The 23067-nt window shown below is 61.6% G+C and carries 20 protein-coding genes; 14 read left to right on the top strand and 6 right to left on the bottom strand.

Annotated elements, in window-relative coordinates; all coding sequences use genetic code 11:
* Positions 1 to 12: 12 nt before the first annotated feature.
* Complete coding sequence (locus AC13QO_RS10025; protein WP_488540572.1) at positions 13 to 1197, bottom strand: phytanoyl-CoA dioxygenase family protein; 1185 nt, start codon at positions 1195 to 1197, stop codon at positions 13 to 15.
* Positions 1198 to 1289: 92 nt separating this feature from the next.
* Between AC13QO_RS10025 and AC13QO_RS10020 the strand changes: the two genes are divergently transcribed.
* Together AC13QO_RS10020 and AC13QO_RS10015 are read left to right on the top strand one after the other, a co-directional pair.
* Positions 1290 to 2315, top strand: a complete 1026-nt coding sequence (locus AC13QO_RS10020) for a LacI family DNA-binding transcriptional regulator (RefSeq protein WP_285192472.1) — start codon at positions 1290 to 1292, stop codon at positions 2313 to 2315.
* A gap of 64 nt (positions 2316 to 2379) precedes the next feature.
* Positions 2380 to 3597, top strand: coding sequence for an adenylate/guanylate cyclase domain-containing protein (locus AC13QO_RS10015; protein ID WP_488540571.1), 1218 nt, complete (start codon positions 2380 to 2382; stop codon positions 3595 to 3597).
* Between the two features lie 23 nt (positions 3598 to 3620).
* On the opposite strand, the gene AC13QO_RS10010 is transcribed toward AC13QO_RS10015, so the two are convergent.
* The 4 genes from AC13QO_RS10010 to AC13QO_RS09995 all read right to left on the bottom strand — a co-directional run bounded on the left by AC13QO_RS10010 (position 3621) and on the right by AC13QO_RS09995 (position 6935).
* Complete coding sequence (locus tag AC13QO_RS10010) at positions 3621 to 4400, bottom strand: SDR family oxidoreductase (protein WP_488540570.1); 780 nt, start codon at positions 4398 to 4400, stop codon at positions 3621 to 3623.
* Positions 4401 to 4477: 77 nt separating this feature from the next.
* Positions 4478 to 4870 carry a DoxX family protein gene (locus AC13QO_RS10005; protein ID WP_488540569.1) on the bottom strand — a complete coding sequence of 131 codons (393 nt, stop codon included), beginning with the start codon at positions 4868 to 4870 and terminating at the stop codon, positions 4478 to 4480.
* A gap of 96 nt (positions 4871 to 4966) precedes the next feature.
* Positions 4967 to 6115: a galactonate dehydratase gene (gene dgoD / locus AC13QO_RS10000; protein WP_488540568.1), complete on the bottom strand. Its 1149-nt coding sequence runs from the start codon at positions 6113 to 6115 to the stop codon at positions 4967 to 4969.
* 64 nt (positions 6116 to 6179) lie between these two features.
* Positions 6180 to 6935, bottom strand: a complete 756-nt coding sequence (locus AC13QO_RS09995) for a FadR/GntR family transcriptional regulator (RefSeq protein ID WP_483315409.1) — start codon at positions 6933 to 6935, stop codon at positions 6180 to 6182.
* Between the two features lie 208 nt (positions 6936 to 7143).
* Between AC13QO_RS09995 and AC13QO_RS09990 the strand changes: the two genes are divergently transcribed.
* The 10 genes from AC13QO_RS09990 to AC13QO_RS09945 all read left to right on the top strand — a co-directional run bounded on the left by AC13QO_RS09990 (position 7144) and on the right by AC13QO_RS09945 (position 20174).
* Positions 7144 to 8127, top strand: a complete 984-nt coding sequence (locus AC13QO_RS09990; RefSeq protein WP_488540567.1) for an arabinose ABC transporter substrate-binding protein — start codon at positions 7144 to 7146, stop codon at positions 8125 to 8127.
* Between the two features lie 69 nt (positions 8128 to 8196).
* Positions 8197 to 9702: an L-arabinose ABC transporter ATP-binding protein AraG gene (gene araG, locus AC13QO_RS09985; RefSeq protein ID WP_488540566.1), complete on the top strand. Its 1506-nt coding sequence runs from the start codon at positions 8197 to 8199 to the stop codon at positions 9700 to 9702.
* Positions 9703 to 9719: 17 nt separating this feature from the next.
* Positions 9720 to 10670, top strand: a complete 951-nt coding sequence (gene araH / locus AC13QO_RS09980; RefSeq protein ID WP_097597158.1) for an L-arabinose ABC transporter permease AraH — start codon at positions 9720 to 9722, stop codon at positions 10668 to 10670.
* On the top strand, positions 10667 to 11557 hold the full coding sequence (locus tag AC13QO_RS09975) for an aldose 1-epimerase (RefSeq protein ID WP_488540565.1): 891 nt from the start codon (positions 10667 to 10669) through the stop codon (positions 11555 to 11557). Before araH ends, AC13QO_RS09975 begins: the two co-directional genes overlap by 4 nt.
* On the top strand, positions 11558 to 12337 hold the full coding sequence (locus AC13QO_RS09970; protein WP_488540564.1) for an SDR family oxidoreductase: 780 nt from the start codon (positions 11558 to 11560) through the stop codon (positions 12335 to 12337).
* 147 nt (positions 12338 to 12484) lie between these two features.
* Positions 12485 to 12916 carry an OsmC family protein gene (locus AC13QO_RS09965; protein ID WP_085779561.1) on the top strand — a complete coding sequence of 144 codons (432 nt, stop codon included), beginning with the start codon at positions 12485 to 12487 and terminating at the stop codon, positions 12914 to 12916.
* Between the two features lie 199 nt (positions 12917 to 13115).
* Positions 13116 to 13724: a TetR/AcrR family transcriptional regulator gene (locus tag AC13QO_RS09960; protein WP_085779560.1), complete on the top strand. Its 609-nt coding sequence runs from the start codon at positions 13116 to 13118 to the stop codon at positions 13722 to 13724.
* Between the two features lie 49 nt (positions 13725 to 13773).
* The gene (locus tag AC13QO_RS09955; RefSeq protein WP_488540563.1) at positions 13774 to 14913 is read left to right on the top strand and encodes an efflux RND transporter periplasmic adaptor subunit; all 1140 of its coding nucleotides are present in this window, start codon (positions 13774 to 13776) and stop codon (positions 14911 to 14913) included.
* A 26-nt stretch (positions 14914 to 14939) separates the two neighbouring features.
* Positions 14940 to 18083: an efflux RND transporter permease subunit gene (locus tag AC13QO_RS09950; protein ID WP_488540562.1), complete on the top strand. Its 3144-nt coding sequence runs from the start codon at positions 14940 to 14942 to the stop codon at positions 18081 to 18083.
* 180 nt (positions 18084 to 18263) lie between these two features.
* Positions 18264 to 20174: a beta-N-acetylhexosaminidase gene (locus AC13QO_RS09945; RefSeq protein WP_488540561.1), complete on the top strand. Its 1911-nt coding sequence runs from the start codon at positions 18264 to 18266 to the stop codon at positions 20172 to 20174.
* Here the strand turns inward: AC13QO_RS09945 and AC13QO_RS09940 are convergent.
* Positions 20171 to 21088: an ROK family protein gene (locus AC13QO_RS09940; protein WP_488540560.1), complete on the bottom strand. Its 918-nt coding sequence runs from the start codon at positions 21086 to 21088 to the stop codon at positions 20171 to 20173. The genes AC13QO_RS09945 and AC13QO_RS09940 overlap by 4 nt on opposite strands.
* A 307-nt stretch (positions 21089 to 21395) precedes the next feature.
* On the opposite strand from AC13QO_RS09940, the gene AC13QO_RS09935 reads away from it, so the two are divergent.
* Together AC13QO_RS09935 and AC13QO_RS09930 are read left to right on the top strand one after the other, a co-directional pair.
* Positions 21396 to 21974, top strand: coding sequence for an exopolysaccharide biosynthesis protein (locus AC13QO_RS09935; protein ID WP_285192700.1), 579 nt, complete (start codon positions 21396 to 21398; stop codon positions 21972 to 21974).
* 115 nt (positions 21975 to 22089) lie between these two features.
* Entirely contained in the window at positions 22090 to 23043 is a 954-nt protein-coding gene (locus AC13QO_RS09930; RefSeq protein ID WP_085779554.1) for a sugar-binding transcriptional regulator, read from the top strand.
* The last annotated feature ends 24 nt before the right edge of the window (positions 23044 to 23067 follow it).

The following is a 23067-nucleotide window of genomic DNA, read 5'->3' as shown; positions in this document are numbered from 1 at the left end:
TCTATTTCTACTTCAGCTCAACTTCTTCCGCGCCTGCTCGGCAAGCGCTACCTTGAAGGTCTCGTCGCTCCAGCCTTCCCGCAGCGCCTCATGCATCAGCTGCGCCTGCGTCTTCGGCGCCAGCCCGCCGAGCGGCGGGTCGCGGTCGAGATTGGTGGGGAAGGAATAACCTTCGGCGCAGGCGGCGACGGCGTTCGCGATTTCGTCGGACGAGAGCCGGTCTTGTAATGCCTTCAGGGCGGGGAAGAGCGTGGCGCTCATCCTCTCGCGATTGACGGTCTCCATGGCCCGTCCAAAGGCGGAGGAGACCTGCAGGAGGTTGGCGACACGCTTTATGTCGGCCGAACGGTTGGTGCCAGCGGCGTGGAAGAGGGCGGGATTGAAGAAGACGACGTCGCCTTTTTCGAGCGGCAGCTGGACGTGGTTGGCCTCGAAGTAATCCCGGAACTCCTGGCGCTTCAGCGCCAGATAACCCGGTACATAGGTCTGGCTGTGCGGCAGGAAGAGCGTCGGACCGCTTTCGAGCGGCATGTCGCAGTGCGCGACCGCGCCCTGCAGCGTCAGAACAGGAGAGAGCCGGTGAACATGCGCCGGAAACTGCTCGATAACCTTCGATGACTGGAAGCCGAGATGATAGTCGCGATGGGCCGACTGCGCCGCACCGCCCGGATTGACGCGGTTGACCTGCGCCGTCATCTGATAGCTCGGCCCGAGCCAGGCTTCGCTTGCGAGCGCGATAACGGCGTTGCCGTAATATTCGGCGAAATTTTCCGGATCGGCGAGGCAGTGTTTTTCCAGCGAATTCCAGATGCGATCGTTGGCGCCGGGCTTGGCGAAATGATCGCCGCCGCCCGTCGAGGTGCGGTGCTGTTCCTCGATGATGGCATTGAAAATCGCGCTGGCGCGGTCGATGATGCCGGTGTCTTGATAAGCATGTTTGAAAACGACGACGCCTGGGCCTTCGCCGAAGGCTTCGCAGATTTCGGCCAGCACGAGGCGTTTGCCTTCGCCGGTTGCCGCCGCCGTCACCTTGCAGCTGTCATAGATCAGCACGTTCTTCTCGACGGCTGAAGCTGTGGGGTAATCGGCAAGCGCGGTAGTCTTTTCCGCAAGGCGGCGAAAATCGTCGAGATCGCAGGCATCTTCGCTGAGCCAGACTCGGTCGGCGCGCAGTTTCTGCTGATTGTCGGTCTTCATGATGGCTCCTCCTCTTTCGATGAAGGCACTATACGCTGCGATACCGGGTGATGTAGATCAGAAATCCATCAAAAAACCATCAAGCGGATTCCATGGCCCATCCCTTTCTCGTCAAGGACATCGCCTTCCAGGCGGGACTGAGCACCGCCACCGTCGACCGGGTGCTGAACGGCCGGCCGGGTGTGCGTCAGCAGACGGCAATGCGGGTGAGGGCGGCGATCGCCGAGCTGGAAAAACAGCAGGCCGGCGCGATGGGCAGTGGGCGAACGCTGGCGATCGATATCGTCATGGAGACGCCGCAGCGGTTCAGCGATGCAGTGCGCGCCGCTTTCGAGGCCGAGATGGCGGCCTTCCTGCCCGGCGTTTTCCGCTGCCGTTTCCATTTTGCCGAGGTGATGAAGCCGACCGAACTGGTGCAGATTCTCGATCGTATCCGGCTGCGCGGCACGCATGGCATCGTACTCAAGGCGCCTGACGTTGCCGAGGTGGCCGCGGCCGTCGCGCGGGCGGATGCGGCCGGCATTCCGGTGGTGACGCTGGTCACCGATCTGCCGAATTCGTCCCGTATCGCTTACGCCGGCGCCGACAACCGGGCTGCGGGAGAGACCGCCGCCTATCTGATCGGCGAATTCCTCGGAACTGCCGGCGGCAAGGTGCTGGTGACGCTGTCGAGCGGGCGGTTCCGCGGCGAGGAGGAGCGCGAAATCGGCTTTCGCCGCGTCATCCGCGCCCATTATCCCGCAATCGGCATTGCCGAAATCAGCGAAGGGCACGGCACCGATACCGCCACGGGAGCGCTTGCGGCGGCAGCACTTGCGGCTGATCCAGCCATCAATGCCGTCTATTCGATCGGCGGCGGCAATCGCGCGGTGCTGGCGGCCTTCGATGCGGCAGAGCGTCCCGTCCGCGTCTTCGTCGCCCACGATCTCGATGCCGATAACCGCGCCCTGCTTGCCGCAGGCCGTATCGGCTTCGTGCTGCATCACGATCTCAGAACCGATGCCCGCTCGGCCTTCAGGGCAATCATGAGGCGGGCACAAGCACCGGGGCGGGCCGTTCCAGCTTCACTTTCTTCCGTCGAAATCGTCACGCCCTATAATATGCCCACGCCCGGTTGAGCCAATTGACTTCCTTCCACGCTGAGTTCGGGCTACAGCTTCGGAACGGACAAAGGTGAGCGGCATGGATTACAGCGACGTCAGCACGATTGCGGCCTGGGTTACGGAGCAGGGACTGAAGGGCGCTTCGGAAGCGGAGCTCATGACCGGCTTCTGCGCGGCCTGCCGCGATGCCGGCCTGCCGCTCGACCGCGGCATGGCGCTAATGGACACGCTGCACCCCGTGCATGAGGGCAGGGCCTTCCGCTGGGACAGCGTGGAAGAGATCGAAACCGAATTCGAGTATGGCCCGACGGGCTCGGGCGAAGCGGCTGCGACCTGGCAGCGCTCGGCCTTCTATTATCTTTGGTCGGGCAACGAGCGGGAGGTCCGCCGACGCATCGGCTTCGGCGATCCGATCGATTTCACCATGCTCGACAAGATCGCCGAAGCTGGTAACACCGATTTTGTAGCAATGATGCATCGTTTCAGCGAAGCCGGCACGATCGGTGAGATGGATTGCTTCTTTTCGCATTTCGCAACCAAGCATCCCGAGGGTTTCTCGGAGCACGATATCGCCATTCTGCGCAAGCTCGTGCCGGTTCTCGGACTGGCGATCAAGTGCATTGCGCTCGGGCGCATCGCCCGCACCATCGCGGAAGTCTATCTCGGCGAGGATGCGGCGCGGCAGGTGATGGAAGGCAAGATCAGCCGCGGTAAATCGGAGCGGATTTCAGCTGCGCTGTGGTTTTCCGATCTGTTGAACTACACCAAGATTTCGGATCGCGTGCCGCCGGAGGAAATCATACCGCTGCTCAACGATTACAGCGAGGTAGCGATCTCGGCGATCCATGAGGCGGGCGGCAATGTGCTGAAGCTGATCGGCGATGGTGTACTCGCCATCTTCAAAGGCGAAGTGCCGGCCGAGACCTGCCGGGCGGCGCTGAGGGCGGAATCGCTACTTCGGGAAAAACTCACTAAGCTGAATGCCGCACGCGCCACCGACGGCCGGCCGACGACCGATGTCTATATCGGTCTGCATATCGGCGATGTCTTCTACGGCAATATCGGCAGCCAGGACCGGCTGGACTTCACCGTCATCGGTCCCGCCGTCAACGAGGTCAGCCGGATTGCCTCCATGTGCCGCTCGGTCGACCTTAACCTGCTGATCTCTTCCGATTTCGCCGCGGCCATACCGGTGGAAGAGCGTGCCGCGCTTGCCTGCGTCGGACGTTATGCGCTGCGCGGCGTGCAGCGTGCGCAGGAACTCTACACGCTCGACAGCGCCCAGCTGAACGACTGACTTTTTCACGAAACCTTCGAGGCTTAACGCAAGAGGCCCTGGCCGCCGTCGATCCAGATCGGCGTGCCGGTGATGTGCCGGGCGCGATCGGAGGCAAGGAAGAGGATGGTTTCGGCAACATCCTCGCTTTTGCCTGCCTTTCCGCCGGCAATCGGGATATCGCCCTGCGGCCAGATGACCGGCACCTCCGTCTCCTCGCGACGGCGGCTGTCGGTATTGGAGCTGATGTTGGTCTCGATCTCGCCAGGGCAGACGGCATTGACGCGGATGCCGTGCCGGCCGAGTTCCAGGGCGAGCTGCTGCACCATGGCGACCTGGCCGGCCTTGGTTGCCGTGTAGGCGGTGGCACCCGGCGTCGTAAAGGTGCGGGTGCCGTTGATCGAGGAGACGACGACGATCGAACCGCCACGGCGCTTCAGGTGCGGAACCGTCAGGTGCAGGGTCAGGTAGGTGCCGCGCAGATTGACGGCGATGGTCTTGTCCCATTCATCCGGCTTCAGATCGTCGATGGGCGCCCAAACCCCATTGATGCCCGCATTGGCAATGACGATGTCGAGGCCGCCGAAGGTGTCGGTGAGCTTCTTCACCGCGGCTCTCATTTGCGCTTCGTCGCTGGTGTCGGCCGTCAAGGCGATCGACTGACCGCCGGCGGCGGTGATCTCGGCGCAGGTCTTTTCGACTTCGTTGGCGGTGCGGCTCAGGACTGCGACCCTTGCTCCCTCGGCGGCGAGCCTTAACGCAGCCGCCTTGCCGATACCGGAACCGGCACCCGTCACCAATGCGATCTTTCCCTCAAGCTCCATGGGCTGCCTCCTTGACCTTCTGTCGATAGCAATGTTCAGCGCGACAGTTGGTTCCGGAGGCGGCGGTGGCTGGGCTATCAGAGGAGCGCTTGCCGCAATGCCCATTTTTCCGGCCCGTGGACGGCGGCGAAAAGCAGGCCGGCCAGGAAGGTGAAGTGATCGATGAAGAAGCCGAATTCGGCCTGGTTCTGTTGCCAATGCGACGGTCCGTGGAAGGCGAAGGCAAGGAAGATCACGTAGATGCCTGCCAGCAGGCTCGCCTCGGTGAAGAAGGCGCCTGATATGAAGGCAAGGGCCAAGGTGATCTCGAAAAAGGCTGCGACCCAGGTGAGGAAAGTCGCCATCGGAAAGCCGGCGGCAGCGATATAGCCCGCCGTGGCGCCGATATCAGCGAACTTGAAGCCGGCGGCCATGAAGAAGATGAAACTGAAGATGATGCGGGCGACGATGACTGCAATTGCTCTGGCCATTCCGAAATCTCCTCTTTGAGTTTCCACTATGACGGATGAAGCGCCCAATCTCCGACAAGGCGTTAAAAAAGGGCGGCTTGCGCGACCCTTTCACTTTCACCACTCGGCGAAGCTGCCATCGGCATGGCGCCAGATCGGATTGCGCCAGCGGTGGCCCCCCTTGGCGCGCTCGATCACATAGGCTTCGTCGACCTCGATGCCGAGACCCGGCCCCTGCGGGATGGAAACGAAACCATCGGCATAGTGGAACACCTCCTTGTTGGAGATGTAGTCGAGGATATCATTGCCGGTATTGTAATGGATGCCAAGGCTCTGCTCCTGGATGAAGGCGTTATAGCTGACGGCGTCGACCTGCAGGCAGGCGGCAAGCGCAATCGGGCCGAGCGGGCAATGCGGCGCGAGCGCCACGTCGTAGGCTTCGGCCATCGCCGCGATCTTGCGGCACTCGGTGATGCCGCCGGCATGGGAAAGATCCGGCTGGATGATGTCGACGTAGCCGTCGGCGAGCACCTGCTTGAAATCCCAGCGGGAATAGAGCCGTTCGCCGAGTGCGATCGGCGTTGAGGTGTGGTTGACGATATCGCGCAGCGCTTCCTTGTTTTCAGACAGCACCGGCTCCTCGATGAACATCAGCTTGTAGGGGTCGAGCTCCTTGGCGAGAACCTTGGCCATCGGCTTATGGACGCGGCCGTGGAAATCGACGCCGATACCGATATGCGGGCCGATCGCCTCGCGAATGGCGGCGATGGTCTTGACCGCCTTTTCCACCTTCTCGTTGGTGTCGACGATCTGCATTTCCTCGCAGCCATTGAGCTTGATCGCCTTGAAGCCGCGGGCAACCACCTTCCTGGCATTGTTGGCGACATCCGACGGGCGATCGCCACCGATCCAGGAATAGACCTTGATGCGGTCGCGCAACTGGCCGCCGAGCAGCGAATGGATCGGCTGGCCGAGCGCCTTGCCCTTGATATCCCAGAGCGCCTGGTCGATGCCGGAGATCGCGCTCATATGGGCGGCGCCGCCGCGATAGAAGCCGCCGCGATACATCACCGTCCAGTGGTCCTCGATCAGGAAGGGATCCTTGCCGATCAGGTAGTCTTCCAGCTCATGGACGGCGGCCTCGACGGTCAGTGCACGGCCTTCAACGACCGGTTCGCCCCAGCCGACGATGCCTTCGTCGGTCTCGATCTTCAGGAACAGCCAGCGCGGCGGAACGATATAGGTGGTGAATTTGGTGATCTTCATCTTAGGTCTCAATCTCTTCTCGGATTTGCGATGGGACAGCGTGTCCACGGCCTCTCGTGCTCGATCATTTCGTTCTGCCGATCGCCTTCTCGGCGGCGGCAAGGTCGCGCACCGCAAGATCGAGCATGCGATTGGCGCATTCCCTGGCGCCTGTTTTGTCGCGCATGCGCAAGGCCTCGACCAGCTCGCCGTGAACGAGCACTGCATCCTCGCGATTCTCGACGGCGATGTTGGAGGCATGCAGCGCATATTTCAGCGCTGCGTGAATGGCGCTCGACAGACGGCGGAACACCTGGTTGTGGCTGGCGGTGAGCAGCACCGTATGAAACATCACGTCGGCTTCGGTGAAGCTTTCCGGATCGCCTGCGCTGTCGCGCATCTGACGCCAGGCCCTGTCAAGATCGGCGATCTCCTGGGCGCTGGCGCGTTCGGCGGCATATTCGGCGGCAGCCGGTTCGATAGTGCGGCGCGCTTCGAGAATGCAGCCGAGCAGGTCGAAGTCCCTGATGTAAGGTCCCATCCAGTCGAGCACTTCGGCGTCCAGGATGTTCCATTCATCCCGGTCGCAAACGGTCGTCCCGACCCGCGGCTTGCCGCGGACGAGCCCCTTGGATTCAAGGACTTTCAACGATTCGCGGATCACGGTGCGGCTGACTCCGTAGAGTTCGCAGAGGTCGTTCTCGCGGGGCAACGGCGAGCCCGAGGGATAGCGATCTGCGCAGATGTCCTGAGCGATCGCTGCCGTGACGTTGCGGCGTACGCGGGGCCGGCGTTCGCTACCGGAGCTTTCCGTTCGGCCCTGTTCCTCGGTCGATTCCAACTTCACCTCTCCGCAATCTCTCCCAGGCAGCAACCGAACCTGATTATCCGAATTCGGTCCGCTTTGCGACGGGTCCATCGGGCTCCCATGAGTGTCCTATTATTCCAATCATCATACATTGGCAATTGACTGGTATGATGATTTAACATAATTCGTTGGATGCTGCCTGGGAGGCAGCTGCTCGATTTCAGAGTTTAGGGAGAGAGACATGCGCTTGTTCAAAGCAGCCATCCTGGCTGGCACTTTCGCCATTCTGGCGGCCGGCTCGGCATTTTCCGCAGACGTCAAGATCGGTTTCATCGTCAAGCAGCCGGAAGAGCCGTGGTTTCAGGACGAATGGAAATTCGCCGACCAGGCGGCCAAGGAAAAAGGCTTCACCGTCGTCAAGATCGGCGCCGAAGACGGCGAGAAGGTTCAATCGGCGATCGATAACCTCGGCGCGCAGGGCGCTCAGGGCTTCATCATCTGCACGCCTGACGTGAAGCTCGGTCCCGGCATCGTCGCCAAGGCCGAAGCCAACCAGCTGAAACTGATGACGGTCGATGACCGTCTCGTCAGCGCCGACGGCAAGCCGCTGGAAGAGGTGCCGCATATGGGTATCTCGGCCACCAAGATCGGCGAAACCGTTGGCCAGGCGATCGTCGATGAAATCAAGAAGCGCGGCTGGGACATGAAGAATGTCGGCGCGATCCGGGTCTCCTACGATCAACTTCCGACCGCCGTCGACCGCGTCGAGGGTGCGATCTCGGTACTGAAATCCGCCGGTTTGCCGGCTGAGAACATCTATGATGCGCCGCAGGCGAAGACGGATACCGAGGCAGCGCTCAACGCCGCGACCACCGTTCTCAACAAGCATGCCGACGTCAAATATTGGGTCGCTTTCGGCCTCAACGACGAAGCCGTTCTCGGCGCCGTTCGCGCTTCGGAATCGGTTGGCATTCCGGCGACAAACGTTATTGGCGTCGGCATCGGCGGTGCAGAATCGGCGATCAACGAGTTCAAGAAGCCGGCAGCGACGGGCTTCTTCGGAACAGTCATCATCTCGCCGAAACGGCACGGCTATGAGACGGCGCTGAACATGTACGACTGGATCGCCAACGGTAAAGAGCCGGAAAAGCTGACGCTGACGTCAGGTTCGCTGGCGCTACGCGGCGATTACGAGAAGGTCCGCAAGGAACTCGGCATCGATTGATCATCGCTCAAGATGAGACGTCTCCGGCGGCGGCGTAAGCGTGCCGCCGGAACCTTCGGTGGGGTGATGATGGCTTTTCTCGAATTCAAACATATCTCCAAGGGCTATCCCGGCGTGCAGGCACTGTCGGACGTCTCGTTTGCCGTCGCGAAGGGCGCCGTCCACGGCCTGATGGGCGAGAACGGCGCGGGCAAATCGACGCTGATCCGCGTGCTGTCGGGCGATCAGGCCGCCGACGCCGGCAATATTCTCATCGACGGCGAGGAACAGAAATATGCCTCGGTTCGCGACGCCTTCCACGCCGGCGTCATCGTCATCCATCAGGAACTGCAGCTCGTTCCGGAGCTGACGGTGGCTGAAAATCTCTGGCTCGGGCGTTTTCCCGCCAAGGGCGGGGTGATCCAGGCCAAAACCCTGATCGAGACGGTGCGGTCGAGGCTCGATGAAATCGGCATCGATGTCGATCCGGCGGCCAAGGTCGCTTCACTTTCGATTGGCGCGCGGCAGATGGTCGAGATCGCAAAGGCCGTCATGCTCGAGGCGCGGGTGATCGCGCTCGATGAGCCGACCTCCTCGCTCTCCTCGCGCGAAAGCGAAATCCTGTTTTCACTGATCGAAAGATTGAAAGCGAACGGAGCGGTCATCCTCTATGTTTCGCACCGTCTCGACGAAATCTTCCGGCTTTGCGACAGCCTGACGGTGCTGCGCGACGGCAAGGTTGCTGCCCATCATCCTGAGATCGCCGCCACGACACGCCAACAGATCATCTCGGAGATGGTCGGCCGCGAGATCAGTGATATCTGGGGTTGGCGCGAGCGTCCGCTCGGCGACATCCGACTGGAGGTCACGGGCCTCTCGGGGGCCAAGCTTCGCCATCCCATCAGCTTTTCAGTTCGCCGAGGGGAGATCCTCGGCTTTTTCGGCCTGATCGGCGCCGGCCGCAGCGAGATGGCGCGGCTGCTCTACGGCGCCGATGCGAGGCATCAGGGCCAGGTGACGATCGATAGCGTCGCCGTTTCGCCGAACGATCCGAAAGCGGCGATCGACGCCGGCATGGTGCTTTGCCCGGAGGATCGTAAATCCGACGGCATCGTTCAGGGGCGGTCGATCGAGGAGAATATTGCGATCTCGTCGCGCCGGCATTTCTCTCCCTTCGGGGTTCTGAACCCGAAGAAAGAGGCGGCGCTGGCCGATCAGTTCATCGCCCGGCTGCGGGTGCGCACGCCATCGCGCAAGCAGGACATCATCAATCTTTCGGGCGGCAACCAGCAGAAGGTCATTCTGGGCAGGTGGCTTTCCGAACAGGGCATCAAGGTTCTGGTGATCGATGAGCCAACGCGCGGCATCGATGTCGGGGCGAAGTCGGAAATCTATGAAATCCTTTATGAGCTGGCGGCCGACGGCATGGCGATCGTGGTGATCTCAAGCGAGCTGCCCGAGGTCATGGGAATCTCCGATCGCATCATGGTGATGTGTCAGGGCAGGGTGGCGGCCAATGTCGCCCGCCCGGATTTCGACGAGCGCGGCATCCTGACGGCGGCACTCCCCGACAAGAATGCCGCAGGCATCATGTAAGACTGGGAACACGGACGATGACTTCGTTGAAAAAAATCCTTCTGGGGGAGCAGGGGCTGGTGGTGATTTTCGCCGCCGCCTTCGTGATCGTCTCGCTCTTCGTTCCGAACTTCCTGACCGAGCGAAACATGCTTGGGCTGCTGCAATCGGTCGTCACGATCGGCATCGTCGCATGCACGATGATGTTCTGCCTGGCTTCCCGGGACTTCGACCTTTCCGTCGGATCGATCGTCGCTTTCTCCGGCATGGCTGCGGTGATGGTCTCGAACGCGACAGGCTCCATTCCCGTCGGGTTGCTGGCAGCCCTGCTCTGCGGCGCCGTCGTTGGCCTGGTCAACGGTATCGTCATCGCCCGGTTCCGCATCAATGCGCTGATCACGACGCTTGCGACTATGCAGATCGTGCGCGGGCTGGCGCTGATCGCGTCGGATGGCCGCGCCGTCGGCATCAACGATCCCGCCTTCTATCAGCTTGCCCTGTCGCGTTTCCTCACCGTGCCGACTCCGATCTGGATCATGCTCATCCTTTTCTTCTTCTTCGGCTTCGTGCTCAACCGCACCGTTTTCGGTAAGAACACGCTGGCGATCGGCGGCAATCCCGAAGCTTCGCGGCTTGCCGGCGTCAATGTCGTCAATATGCGCATCTGGATCTTTGCGCTGCAGGGTCTTGTCTGCGGCATTGCCGGCATCCTGCTCGCCTCGCGCATCACTTCCGGCCAGCCGAATGCGGCGACGGGGCTCGAGCTCTCGGTGATCTCGGCCTGCGTCCTCGGCGGCGTTTCGCTTGCCGGCGGCCGGGCGGCAATGAGCGGCGTCATCGTCGGCGTGCTAATCATGGGCATTGCCGAAAACGTTATGAATCTGCTGAATATCCAGGCATTCTATCAGTATGTCGTGCGCGGGCTGATCCTGCTGATCGCAGTGCTGCTCGACAATTTGAGATCTTCGGCTGCGGGACGACGCGGATGAGCAAAGGGCATGTCGGGGACGACATCGATCTGGGCCGGGGTGATCTCTCCGTCAGGATCAGCCGCCGGGGCGCGGCCATCACCGCCGCAACATTCCGGGGCAAGCCTTTCCTCGTTTCGACAGGTGGCCAGGATGGGACCTTCGCGAGTTTTCCCATGGTTCCGTTCGGCAACCGCGTGGAAGGCAATGCCATGACCTTTGGCGGACGCAACTATGCCTTCCAGCGAAATTGCCACGATCCGCTCTACCTGCATGGCGATGGCTGGATCAGCCTATGGGAGCTGGAAGAATCGAGTTCCGAGCACGCGCAGCTCCGCTTTTGGCGCGATGCCGACAGGATCTCGCCCTATGCCTATCTCACCCGGCAAGAGATCCGCCTCAGCGGCAATCGGCTAGCGCTGACGCTCTCGGTGGAGAACAGGGGAGAGGCGGTCCTGCCCTTCGGGCTGGGGCAGCATCCCTTCTTCACACGGACGCCGGAAACACGATTGACGATCGCAGCCGACCGCTTCTGGAGCGAACGGCCGGACCATCTCCCTGATGCACCTGGTCCGGTACCCGCTAAATTCGATTTCACTTCCGGTGCGCTGTTGCCGTGGCAGTGGATGAACAACGCCTTCGAAGGATGGAACGGACGGGCAGCCATCGCTTGGCCGGAACTTGGAATCCAGGCGACGCTGGAAGCCGATGATGCGCTCAATCGCTTCATGCTGTACATGCGGCTCGACCGGACAGATTTCTTCTGCCTGGAACCGATGAGCCACCTGCCGAATGGGCATCATCTGCTGGATTTCGGAGGGCTCAAACCTCTTGAGCCGGGCGAGGCTCTTTCAGGCAGGGTCACGATCGATCTGTCGGCGCTGCCGGTTCAGCCGGAGGGAAGATAGATGGGTGATCGCCTGCAGGGCAAAAATATTCTGATCACCGGCGCTGCGCAGGGTATCGGCCTTGCGATCGCCAAGGCTTTCATCAGGGAGAATGCCGCGGTCTATCTCGTCGATCGCGATGGAGCGCTGCTGGCGCATGCAGCGGGAGAACTCGCCAGCACGGGCGGCCGGGTTGGTTATCTGCCGGCCGACATTACCGATGCCGTAACAATCACCAAGGCGGTTGCTCAGGCAAATGACGAGATCGGGCCATTGAATGCGCTCGTCAACAATGCCGGGGTCAATGTCTTTGCCGAACCGCTCCACACGACCGACGAGGAGTGGAGCCGTTGCTTCGATATCAATCTCAAGGGAGCATGGAATTGCTGCAAGGCGGTGCTGCCCGGCTTCATCGAGCGCGGCGACGGCGTCATCCTCAACATCGCCTCCACGCACGCCTTCACGATCATTCCGCATACGTTTCCCTATCCGCTGGCAAAACATGCTCTGCTCGGCATGACGAAATCCCTCGCCCTGGAGTACGCGGCCCGCAATATCCGGGTGAACGCGCTGGCGCCGGGCTATGTCTCGACACAGAAGGTCATCGACTACTGGAACAGCTTCCCCGATCCGGAGGCAGCGAAAGCCGAGACGATGAAGCTGCATCCCGGCGGGCGGATCGCAACGCCTGAGGAGATCGCCATGGCGGCGGTGTTCATGATCTCCGACGAATGCCCGTTCATGAACGCCACCTGCCTGACGATCGACGGCGGTCTCAGCGTGCAGCAGCATCCCGCCTGAAAGGCTTTCTATTTCGCCGATTTTTACGAGCCTGTCGTCTTCTCAGGATAGAGCGTTATATTGTCCCACCGGGAGGCTATCCAATCTCCCTCAGGCATGGAGCGGCGCCCTGCCGCTTCCTCAAAACCATCGAAACAGGAGGACGGCATGCAGATCAATCGCACGGCTTCGGCTCATTGGAGCGGCGGCCTCAAGGACGGCAAGGGCTTGATCTCGACCCAGAGCGGCGCCCTGACAGACTATCCCTACGGCTTTGCCAGCCGCTTCGAAGGCATTCCCGGCACCAACCCGGAAGAGCTGATCGGCGCTGCCCATGCCGGCTGCTTCACCATGGCGCTGTCGCTCATCCTCGGCGAAGCCGGCTTCACCGCCGAGCATATGGAAACCTCGGCCAAGGTGACGCTCGAAAGCGTCGAGGGTGGCTTCGCCGTCACTGCAATCCATCTCTCACTTTCCGGCCGCGTCCCCGGTGCAGATGAGGCGACCTTCACCGAACTGGCCAACAAGGCGAAAGCCGGCTGCCCGATTTCCAAGGCGCTCGCCGCCGTTCCGATCACGCTCGACGTCAAGCTCGCCTGATTTTTTTCTGCTATTGCCGCGAAGTGCCGCGCGTCTGATGTCGCGGCACTTTTCAATCGTGGCTCGCGCTCATCATCACCTCGTTTCGAAATTTATCGTACCGCTCGCGTTACGCAGGCGGCATTGACAAGTGACGTTTGATATTTTACGACTGACGAAATTCGAAAATCGTCAGTCGTTACTCGAGGTCTCGAAGTCCATGAACGACATTGCAGAAAATACGCTCGACGTCACGCGACAGGAGAATATCACGCGGATACTCGACGCGGCCGAGCGGCTGTTCCGGCACTACGGCTACAGCAAAACGACGGTGGCAGACATCGCCCGCGATCTCGGCATGTCGCCGGCCAATATTTATCGATTCTTCGCTTCGAAGGTGGAGATCCATCAGGCGCTCTGCGGACGCATGCTCGCCACTTGCTATCAGCTCGCTTACGACATCCGCCACCAGCCGCTCAGCGCCAGCGAACGGCTGCGCCTTTATGTCGAGACCCAGTATCAATGGACGATGGATACGATGCTCGACGAGATGAAGGTGCACGAGATGATCGTGGTCGCGATCGAGCGCGACTGGCATGTCATCGAGAAACATATCGATCGCGTCCATGATCTGATTGCTGAAATCATCGCCGAAGGCATCGCCTCCGGCGAGTTCGCCGAGCACGATCCGGTGGTCGCCTCGCGCTGCTTCGGCGCGGCGACGGTCAATCTCTGTCATCCCCAGATGGTGGCGCAATGTCTCGCGAAGACCAACCGCGCTGCCGTCGACGAACTGATCGATTACGCCATCAGGGCGCTCAAGAAATAATCGACGGCAGCCGTCGTCGGTCCCCCGAAACATTCCAGGAGTGCGGAAGATGTTTTCGCTCAACACCCTCAGCAACCGCATGCCGTCCGTCGCGAACCTCGCGCTCATCGGCGTCATCGGGATCGGCCTGTCCGCCTGCTCGGAAGAAAAAGCTGAGGTCAAGGAAGTTATTCGGCCGGTGAAGGTCGTGGAGATCGCCAAAGCCGACGATACCCGCAAGCTCGATTATTCGGGGTCGGTCAAGGCGCGCACGGAGATGAACCTCGGGTTTCGGGTGGCCGGCAAGATCACCGAGCGTCTCGTCGATATCGGCGACCGGGTGACGCCGGGCGACGTTCTCGCCCGCATCGATGCCACAGACTATCAGCTCGCGGTCAAGACGGCCGAGGCCAATCTCGCCGCGGCCGAAAGGGGCGTCGAAACCGCCGATCTCGCCAACAAGCGCGCCGAGCAGTTGTTCGACAAGAGCGTCGCCCCGAAGTCGCAGCTCGAACAGGCAGCACTCAGCCATGACCAGGCGATCTCGCAGCGCGACGCAGCGCTCTCGGCGCTGGATCAGGCGAAGAACCAGGTGAGCTATACCGAGCTCAAGGCCGGCCAGAATGGGATAGTGACATCGATCAATGCCGATATCGGCCAGGTCGTTGGCTCCGGCAGCCCCGTTTTGACCGTTGCCGTCGATGGTGAAAAGGAAGTGCAGATCGCGGTTCCGGAAAACGACATTGCCGAATTCAAGCCCGGCAAAACGGTCAAGGCCAGTTTCTGGGCTGATGCCAGGCTGGTGCTCGACGGCAAGGTGCGCGAGGTTTCCGGCAGCGCCGACCAGCAGTCGCGCACCTTTGCGGTTCGCGTGAGCCTGCCGAACGATCCGCGGGTGTTGCTAGGCATGACCGCGACCATCGAAGCCGATGTCAACAACGGCAACAGCTATGTCTCGATCCCGCTCACTGCGCTGGCGGAAAAGGACGGCCAGCAGATGGTCTGGACGGTCGACCGTGACACGGCGACGGTGCATGGCCGCATCATCGAGGTCGCCGATTTCACCGGCGACGGCGTGCATGTGACCCAAGGCCTCGATAGCGGCGATCTCGTCGTTGCCGCCGGCACCCAATTCATGAGCGAGAACCTGAAGGTGAAGGTGCCGGAGCAGCAGTCGGCCCAGGCCGATACCGACCAGACCGTTCGCTAATCGCGCTTCAAGAGGGAACCAGGACCATGGACGCCACCGCGGAAAAACGGCCCTTCAATCTGTCGCGCTGGGCGATCGGACATCCGAGCATCGCCCGCTTCCTCTTCGGCCTGATCATCATCACCGGCATTCTCGGCCTGATGCGCATGGGCCAGCGCGAGGATCCCGAATTTACTTTCCGCGTCATGGTCGTCCAGGCGATCTGGCCAGGCGCTTCCATTCAGGAAATGGAAGATCAGGTCGTCAACAAGATCGAGCGCAAGCTGCAGGAAACCCCGCATCTTGACTGGGTCAAGTCCTATACGCGGGCGGGCAGCGCCATCATCACGCTTCAGGTCAAGGGTGATACGAATTCGAAGGACGTGGCCGATGCCTTCTACCAGGTGCGCAAGAAGGTCGGTGATATCTCCAGCGAGCTGCCGCAAGGTCTGCTCGGCCCCTATTTCAACGATGAGTTCGGCGATACCTTCATCACCCTGCATTCGATCAGCGGCGAGGGTTATACCTATCCGGAACTGAAGAAGTTCGCGATCCAGGCGCGCGACATGCTGCTGACGACACCGGGCGTCGAGAAGGCGGTCATCATCGGCGACCAGCCTGAGAAGATTTATATCGACGTCTCGTCCAAGGCACTCGCCGAGCGCGGCCTGACGATCCTCGACCTGCAGAACGCCATCAAGGGTCAGAACAATGTCGATCCGGCGGGCTCCGTCGATACCGGCCTGCGTTCGGTACGCATCTCTGTCGAAGGCGACGTGAAGAAGGCGGCCGATATCCGTGAGCTCAGCCTTCGCGCAGGCGCCCAGGTGACGCGCCTCGGCGATATCGCCACCGTCAGTTCCGGGCTCGAAGATCCCTACCAGCGCAAGTACCGGTTCAACGGCCATGACAGCGTCCAGGTCGGCGTCGTCATGGCCAAGGGCTTCAATGTCACCGATGTCGGCAAGGATGTGGAGGCGACCTATCAGCGCTTCGAGGAATCGCTGCCTTACGGCGTCGCCGTCGATCAGATCGCCAACCAGCCCGATGTGGTAACGGACGCGATCAGCGAATTCATGCATGCGCTCGGCGAAGCCCTCATCATCGTGCTCGTCGTATCGTTCCTGTCGATTGGCTGGCGCTCGGGCCTTGTCATCGCCATCGCCATTCCGCTGGTGCTCGCCGCCACTTTCGCACTGATGTACGAACTCGGCATCGACCTGCAGCGCATCTCGCTCGGCGCGTTGATCATCGCGCTCGGCCTGCTCGTCGACGATGCGATGATCGTCGTCGAAATGATGGAGCGAAAGCTGGAGGAGGGGCTGATCAAGATCGAGGCGGCAAGTTTTGCCTATTCCTCGACGGCTTTCCCGATGCTGACGGGCACACTCATCACCACGGCCGGCTTCATTCCCGTCGGTTTCGCCGCTTCGACGGCCGGCGAATATGTCCGTTCGCTGTTCTATGTCGTCGGCATCGCGCTCGTGACCTCGTGGTTCGTCGCGGTCTATTTCACGCCATGGCTCGGCTACATGATCCTCAAGCAGCGCCATCACGCCGGCGAGCATCATGATGCTTTCGACACGAGCTTCTACCGCCGACTGCGCGGCACGGTCGGCTGGGCGGTTCGCCATCGGGTGATCGTGCTGCTGTTGACGCTCGGCACCTTCATTACCAGCCTCTGGGCCTTCCAGTTCATTCCGCAGAATTTCTTCCCGCAATCCTCGCGGCCGGAAATCCTGGTCGATCTCTGGCTGCCCGAAGGCACCAGCATTCGGGAAGTCGAAGTGCAGGCGAAGGCGCTCGAAGCGAAGATGATGGATGATCCCGACAAGCGGTTCATCGCCACCTATATCGGCGAAGGCGCACCGCGTTTCTTCCTGCCGCTCGACCAGCAGCTGCGCAACCCGAACTTCGCCCAGCTGCTAGTTATGGCGAAGGACGAACCGGCGCGCGAACGGCTGATCGTCAAGCTGCGCACCATTCTTGCCGAAGACTTCCCATCGATCCGCGGCAAGGTCGACCGCCTCTTCCTCGGCCCGCCCACAGGCTGGCCGGTGCAGATGCGCATCATGGGGCCTGACCGCCAGGAGGTGCGAGCGATCGCCGATCAGGTGAAGGCGCGCTTTACGGCCAACCCGATGCTCGGCGCCATCCATGACGACTGGCTGGAGCCGGTGCCGGCGATGAAGCTGGTGATCGACCAGGACCGTGCCCGGGCGCTTGGCGTGACCTCGCAGCGCGTGCGCCAGATGCTGCAGACCGCCATGTCCGGGGCGCCGCTCGACGATTTCCGCGACGGTGAGGAGACGGTCTCGATCGTTGCCCGCGAGCCGGATTCCAGCCGCTCGCTGCTGTCGGCGGTCAATTCCGTCTACGTGCCGACGGATTTCGGCGGCTTCGTTCCGGTCTCGCAGGTCGCCAAGGTCGTGCCCGTCATGGAGCAGGGCATCGAATGGCGGCGCGACCGGCTGCCGACGATCACGGTGCGCGCGACGCTGCCGGATGGCGTGCAGCCGAATGACGTCGTCATGAAGATGTATGCCGACATGAAGGACCTGCGCGACAGCCTGCCGGCCGGCTACAACGTCGAGATCCAGGGCGGTGCCGAGGATGCGGCGGAAAGCCAGATGTCGATTGCCGCCAAGGCGCCGATCATGCTCGCCGTCATCATCGTGCTGCTGATGGTGCAGCTGCAGCATTTCGGCAAGGCGATGCTGGTGCTTGCCACCGGCCCGCTCGGCATCATCGGGGCGGCGGCCGCCTTGCTGATCAGCGGCGCGCCCTTCGGTTTTGTGGCGATCCTCGGTGTCATCGCGCTGCTCGGCATTATCATGCGAAATTCGATCATTCTGGTCGATCAGATCGATCAGGACATCAAGGCTGGTATGCACCGGCAGGAGGCGATCGTCGGTGCGGCCGTGCGGCGTTTCCGGCCGATCATGCTGACGGCGCTGACCGCCGTGCTGGCGTTGATCCCGATCTCGCGCGGCGTCTTCTGGGGGCCGCTCGCCTACGCAATGATGGGCGGCATCCTGGTTGCGACAGTGCTCACCATTCTGGTTCTGCCCGCCGGTTACGCCCTTTTCTTCGGCCGCGAGCCGAAGGCGAAGGACGAGCCAGGCCGGGATGCCGACGCCATCCAGGAAGAGGCGGATGACAGACATCCGCCGGCGTTGGCAGCCGAGTGAGGACGGCGCGGCGAAAGCCGCGCCGTTTTCCTTGCAGATCGCAATCTCACGGTTCTTATCACTGCCCGCTTCATCTCGACTCGCGCCGATTCCATTGCCGCCTCGAAAAAGCTAAGCTTTTGAAAGCTGCCGGGGCACAAGCCGTCATCCCGGCGGTCTATTGACAGGGGAAGCGCGACCATGGCCGATTATCGTCTGGAAACAAGCTGGCGCCCGGTCGAAAGCAGTTTCGGGCGCTTGACTTTCACGCTCTTCAATCTTTCAGCCGAGCCGCTTTCCGGTTTCTCGCTCGCCTATACGTCGGAGACACGGGTTGCCGAAAAATACGTCTGCGATGGCGGCAGCCTGAAGCGACAAGTCGCGCATTTCCATGAATTCCGGCCGCCCGACGGGCTGAGTGTGCCGCCGGGCGGCCACTGGCGGTTCACCGTCGATGGACTGACCCGAGAGCCGAAACATGTGACATCGGGGGTCAAATCGGCCTATCTGACACTTGGCGACGGGCGCCATATTGCTGTCGCCTTCGGCGATCTGATTCTCGAAGACCGCGATGGCGGAATTGCGCCGCCGCTTCTGCCGTCGGGCCGGGTAGAGGAGCCTTATTCGCTGCTGCCCTGGCCGCTGGCGCTCGCGTTGAAGGCGGGAGAACTGCCGGTCGTCCTTTATCCGGCCAAGGGCACACGACCCGAAGCGGTCAAGGCGCTGTCCCTGGTTCTTTCGCTTTACCAACGGCTCTATCCGGCTGAAAACGTGCCGATCTCGCTCTGCGCCGTAAAGGGCGGACGGGCTATTCGTTTCGTTACCGAATCATCGATCGCTGCGTTCGCCTATGAAATACGATTTACCGCGCATGAGGTCGTGCTCTCCAGCGCGGATGCGGCGGGTCGGCACTATGGCCTGATCAGTCTGGCGCAACTCATGCACGGCGCGCGTGCCAATCGGGAGAGCTTCAGATTTCCCAACTTCGGCACGATCGCCGACCAGCCTCGTTATGACTGGCGCGGCTGCCATCTCGATGTGGCGAGGCAGTTCTATCCGGTGGCTGACATCATGCGGCTGATCGACATCCTTGCCTGGAACAAGCTCAACATCTTCCATTGGCACCTGACCGACGACGAAGCCTGGCGGCTGGAGATCAAGGCCTATCCCCAGCTTACGGAGATCGGCGCGCGGCGCGGGCCGGACGAGGTGCTTGTGCCGCAACTTGGTGACGGGGCGGAACCGCGCTCCGGCCATTACGCGCAGGAGGATGTCAGGCGGATCGTCGCGCATGCTGCGTCACTTCATATAGAAGTAGTGCCGGAAATCGATGTTCCCGGCCATAGCACCGCGACGCTGTTGTCACTGCCCGAGCTCGTCGACGGGCAGGAGGCGCCGGACAGCTATCGCGCCGTGCAGGGTTATCCCAATAATGCCCTAAACCCGGCGGTCGAATTCACCTATGAATTTCTCGGGAAGGTGTTCGACGAGATGGTCACGCTGTTCCCCGGTGAATATATCCATATCGGCGGCGACGAGGTCGCAAGCGGCGCCTGGCTTTCCTCGCCGCTTTGCAAGGCGCTGATGGAACAGGAGAAAATTGCCGGCACAGCGGAGCTGCAATCCTATTTCCTGAAACGGATCAAGGCCATGTTGTCGGAGCGCGGCAGGAAGCTCGCCGGCTGGAACGAAGTCTCGCATGGCGGCGGCGTCGATCGCGACGGCACTTTGCTGATGGCCTGGGAAAAGCCCGCTGTCGGAATTGAGCTGGCGCAGCAAGGTTACGATGTGGTGATGACGCCGGGCCAAGCCTATTATCTCGACATGGCGCAAGCGGAAGCCTGGTCTGAGCCCGGCGCGAGTTGGGCTGGCCATGCGCCGCCGGAGCACACCTATGCTTACGAGGCCGAGGGCGAGTTGCCGGACGCGCTGCGGGAGAAGCTGCGCGGCGTCCAGGCCTGCATCTGGACTGAAAACTTCCTCTCTCGCGCCTATTTCAACCGGCTGGTCTTCCCGCGCCTTCCGGCCGTCGCCGAAGCCGGGTGGACGCCATTGGAACGCAAAGACTGGGACCGGTTCGCAGCGATCGTGCGGATGTGGCCGGTGCTTTAAGACGTGATTGCTTCCGCCTTGAGCCCCAACAGCGCTGCGCCGATCAGGCCGGGTTCGATGCGGCATTCACTCGGCACCACCAGCGGACGGTCGAATTTGCGCAGGATGCGGGTACGCACGGCCTTGTCTAGCTCGGCAAGCAAGGGCTCGACATTGGAAAGTCCGCCGCCGACCGGAACGATGGTGGCGCCGGTGATGTTGATCGTCAGGGCGAGCGGTGATGCAACCAGATCGACATAGACGTCGATGGTGCGTGTCGCCTTCTCCTCCCCTTGTCGCCACTGACCGATGATCTCTTCGCTTGAGAGCTTGAGATCATGCAGCGTCTTATGCAGGCGCTCTAGTCCGCGGGCGCCGCCGACAGTGTCGACACAGCCCTTCTGGCCGCAGCCGCAGGCGTAAGCAGGAATGGCGACGGGAGGATTACCGGCCGCCGAGGCGATGATCGGGCCATGACCCCATTCGCCGGCAAAGCCTCCGGCCTCATTGACCAGCCGCCCGTCGGCGACCAGACCGCCGCCGACGCCGGTGCCGAGGATGGCACCGAAGACGATGCGGTGGCCGCGGCCGGCGCCGAGACCGGCTTCAGCCATCGCGAAACAGTCGGCGTCATTGGCGATCAGCACCGGCAAGCCGAGTTCGGCTTCGAGATCGGCCGCGAGCGTGCGGCCGTGGATGCAGGGAATGTTGGCGCAGGTCAGCCGCTGGGTATCGGGATCGACGACGCCAGCGATCGAGAGGGCAATACGGCTCGGGCGTTCGCCGGTTTCGGCGATGATATCGCACAGGGTCTCGACGAAGGCGCCAAAATCATCCTTCGGCGTCGGACGGCGGCCAAGGGGGACGATGTCTGTCTCGGAGCGGGCGATGCCGCCCTTGATGGCGGAACCGCCGATGTCGAATGAAATGATCATTGCCTGCCTGCCGTTTCTCTAGCCTTCAGCGTCTGCTCGCACTGTTGGCAGGGAATTACAAGCCTTGATGCATCTGCCTGCCACGCGCTTGCGGCGCAAGAAAAGCGGCGGTCGAATGTAAATGGCCGCCGACAGGTCTTCTCATTGATCTCCTGTCCCTTAAGTCATTCAATTGGCATATTGCGCGGCCAAGATCGGGCTTGGCATTCCATCATCTAACGGTATCATGACCTTCGAAAACGCCGATCCCCACAGACGCCGAAGACCACGTCCGCCCCGTCCAAAAGGCCGCCGCCTCTCAGCTGTCCTGCGGCAGTTGGCAGGCGATCAAAGCCGGGAGTGGATTTCGATCGGCGATCTGTTCGAGACGATGGGTGACCGGGCGATCAGTGCTCTGATGTTGATCTTCGCGCTGCCGAACGCTTTTCCCACCCCGCCCGGCACATCGGCCGTGCTTGGCGCGCCGCTGGTTTTTCTGGCGGCGCAATTGACCTTCGGGCTAAAACCCTGGCTGCCGAAGGCGATCGCAAACCGCTCGATGCGGCGGGTGGATTTTGAGACTATCGTCGGCCGCATCCATCGCTGGCTCGCCTGGGCGGAGCGCATGCTGAAGCCGCGACTTGCCATCTTCGCCGAACCGCCGGCGGAATATTTCGCCGGCCTCGCCTGTCTGCTGCTTTCGATCGTGCTGGTTCTGCCGGTGCCGCTCGGCAATATCCTGCCGGCAATCACCATTTCGGTGTTCGCGTTCGGCATTATGGGCCGTGACGGGCTTTTCGCGCTCATTGGCTTTATTATGACGACCGTGTCGCTCGTCATTGCCGGCAGCGTGATTTACGGTCTCGCGAAGGCGTCGATTTATTTCGTCATGCAATGGTTCGCCTGAGCGGTTGCGTCAACAGGCTCGACATTTTCGGGAATTTTGTTTTGAACTGGCGTGGATAGAGACTCACATCATGCCGGCGGCGGCAAGCCGGCTCATTTTGCGCGGTAGGCAGTAGATGGCAAAAAGATCCGAGACCCCTGCACGGCTCGACGATGCAGCCCGTGCCGGTTGGCTTTATTATGTCGCCGGACGCACGCAGGATGAAATCGCCGCCACGATGGGCATTTCACGGCAATCGGCGCAGCGGCTGGTGTCGCTTGCTGTCGCCGAGCGTCTGATCAAAGTGCGGCTCGACCATCCGATCGCCGCCTGCCTCGAGCTTGCCAACCAGCTGCGGCGAAAATTCGGGCTGAAACATGTGGAAGTGGTGCCGAGCGATGCGGGTTCCTCGTCGACCACCATCGGCATCGCCGAGGCGGGTGCGGCCGAGATCGAGCGCTGGCTGAAGCGGCCGGAACCGATCGTACTGGCGGTTGGCACCGGCCGCACGCTGAAGGCGGCGGTCGACCAGCTTCCGGCGATCGAATGTCCCAATCACCGGATCGTGTCGCTGACCGGCAATATCGCGCCGGACGGTTCGGCCGCCTATTACAACGTCATCTTCAGCATGGCGGATGCAGTCAAGGCGCGGCACTATCCGATGCCGCTGCCGGTGCTCGTCACCTCGGCCGAAGAACGGGAGCTGCTACATGGGCAGCAACTGGTGCGCTCGACGCTCGACATGAGCGCGCAGGCAGACGTCACCTTCGTTGGCATCGGCGAGCTCGGCATCGACGGGCCGCTCTGCGTCGATGGCTTTCTTGAAAAGGACGAGATGATGGAACTGATGCGTGGAGGCGCCGTCGGTGAAATCTGCGGCTGGATCTTCGATGTCGACGGCAAACTGCTCGACAACCCGATCAACGAGCGTGTCGCCTCGGCGCCGATCCCGTCCCGCGAGGCTTCGATGGTCATCGGGCTCGCCAAAGGCAAGCGAAAATATAAGGCTATCAGAGCCGCCGTCGTCGGCCATCAAATCAATGCTCTGATCACCGACGAAGAGACCGCTGAGTTTTTGCTCAAAAGCTGAGCAAAAAATATAGCAATTAAATCA

The sequence above is a fragment of the Rhizobium sp. CNPSo 3670 genome (genome assembly GCF_057784555.1).
This window is presented reverse-complemented; position numbering and strand designations above follow the sequence as displayed.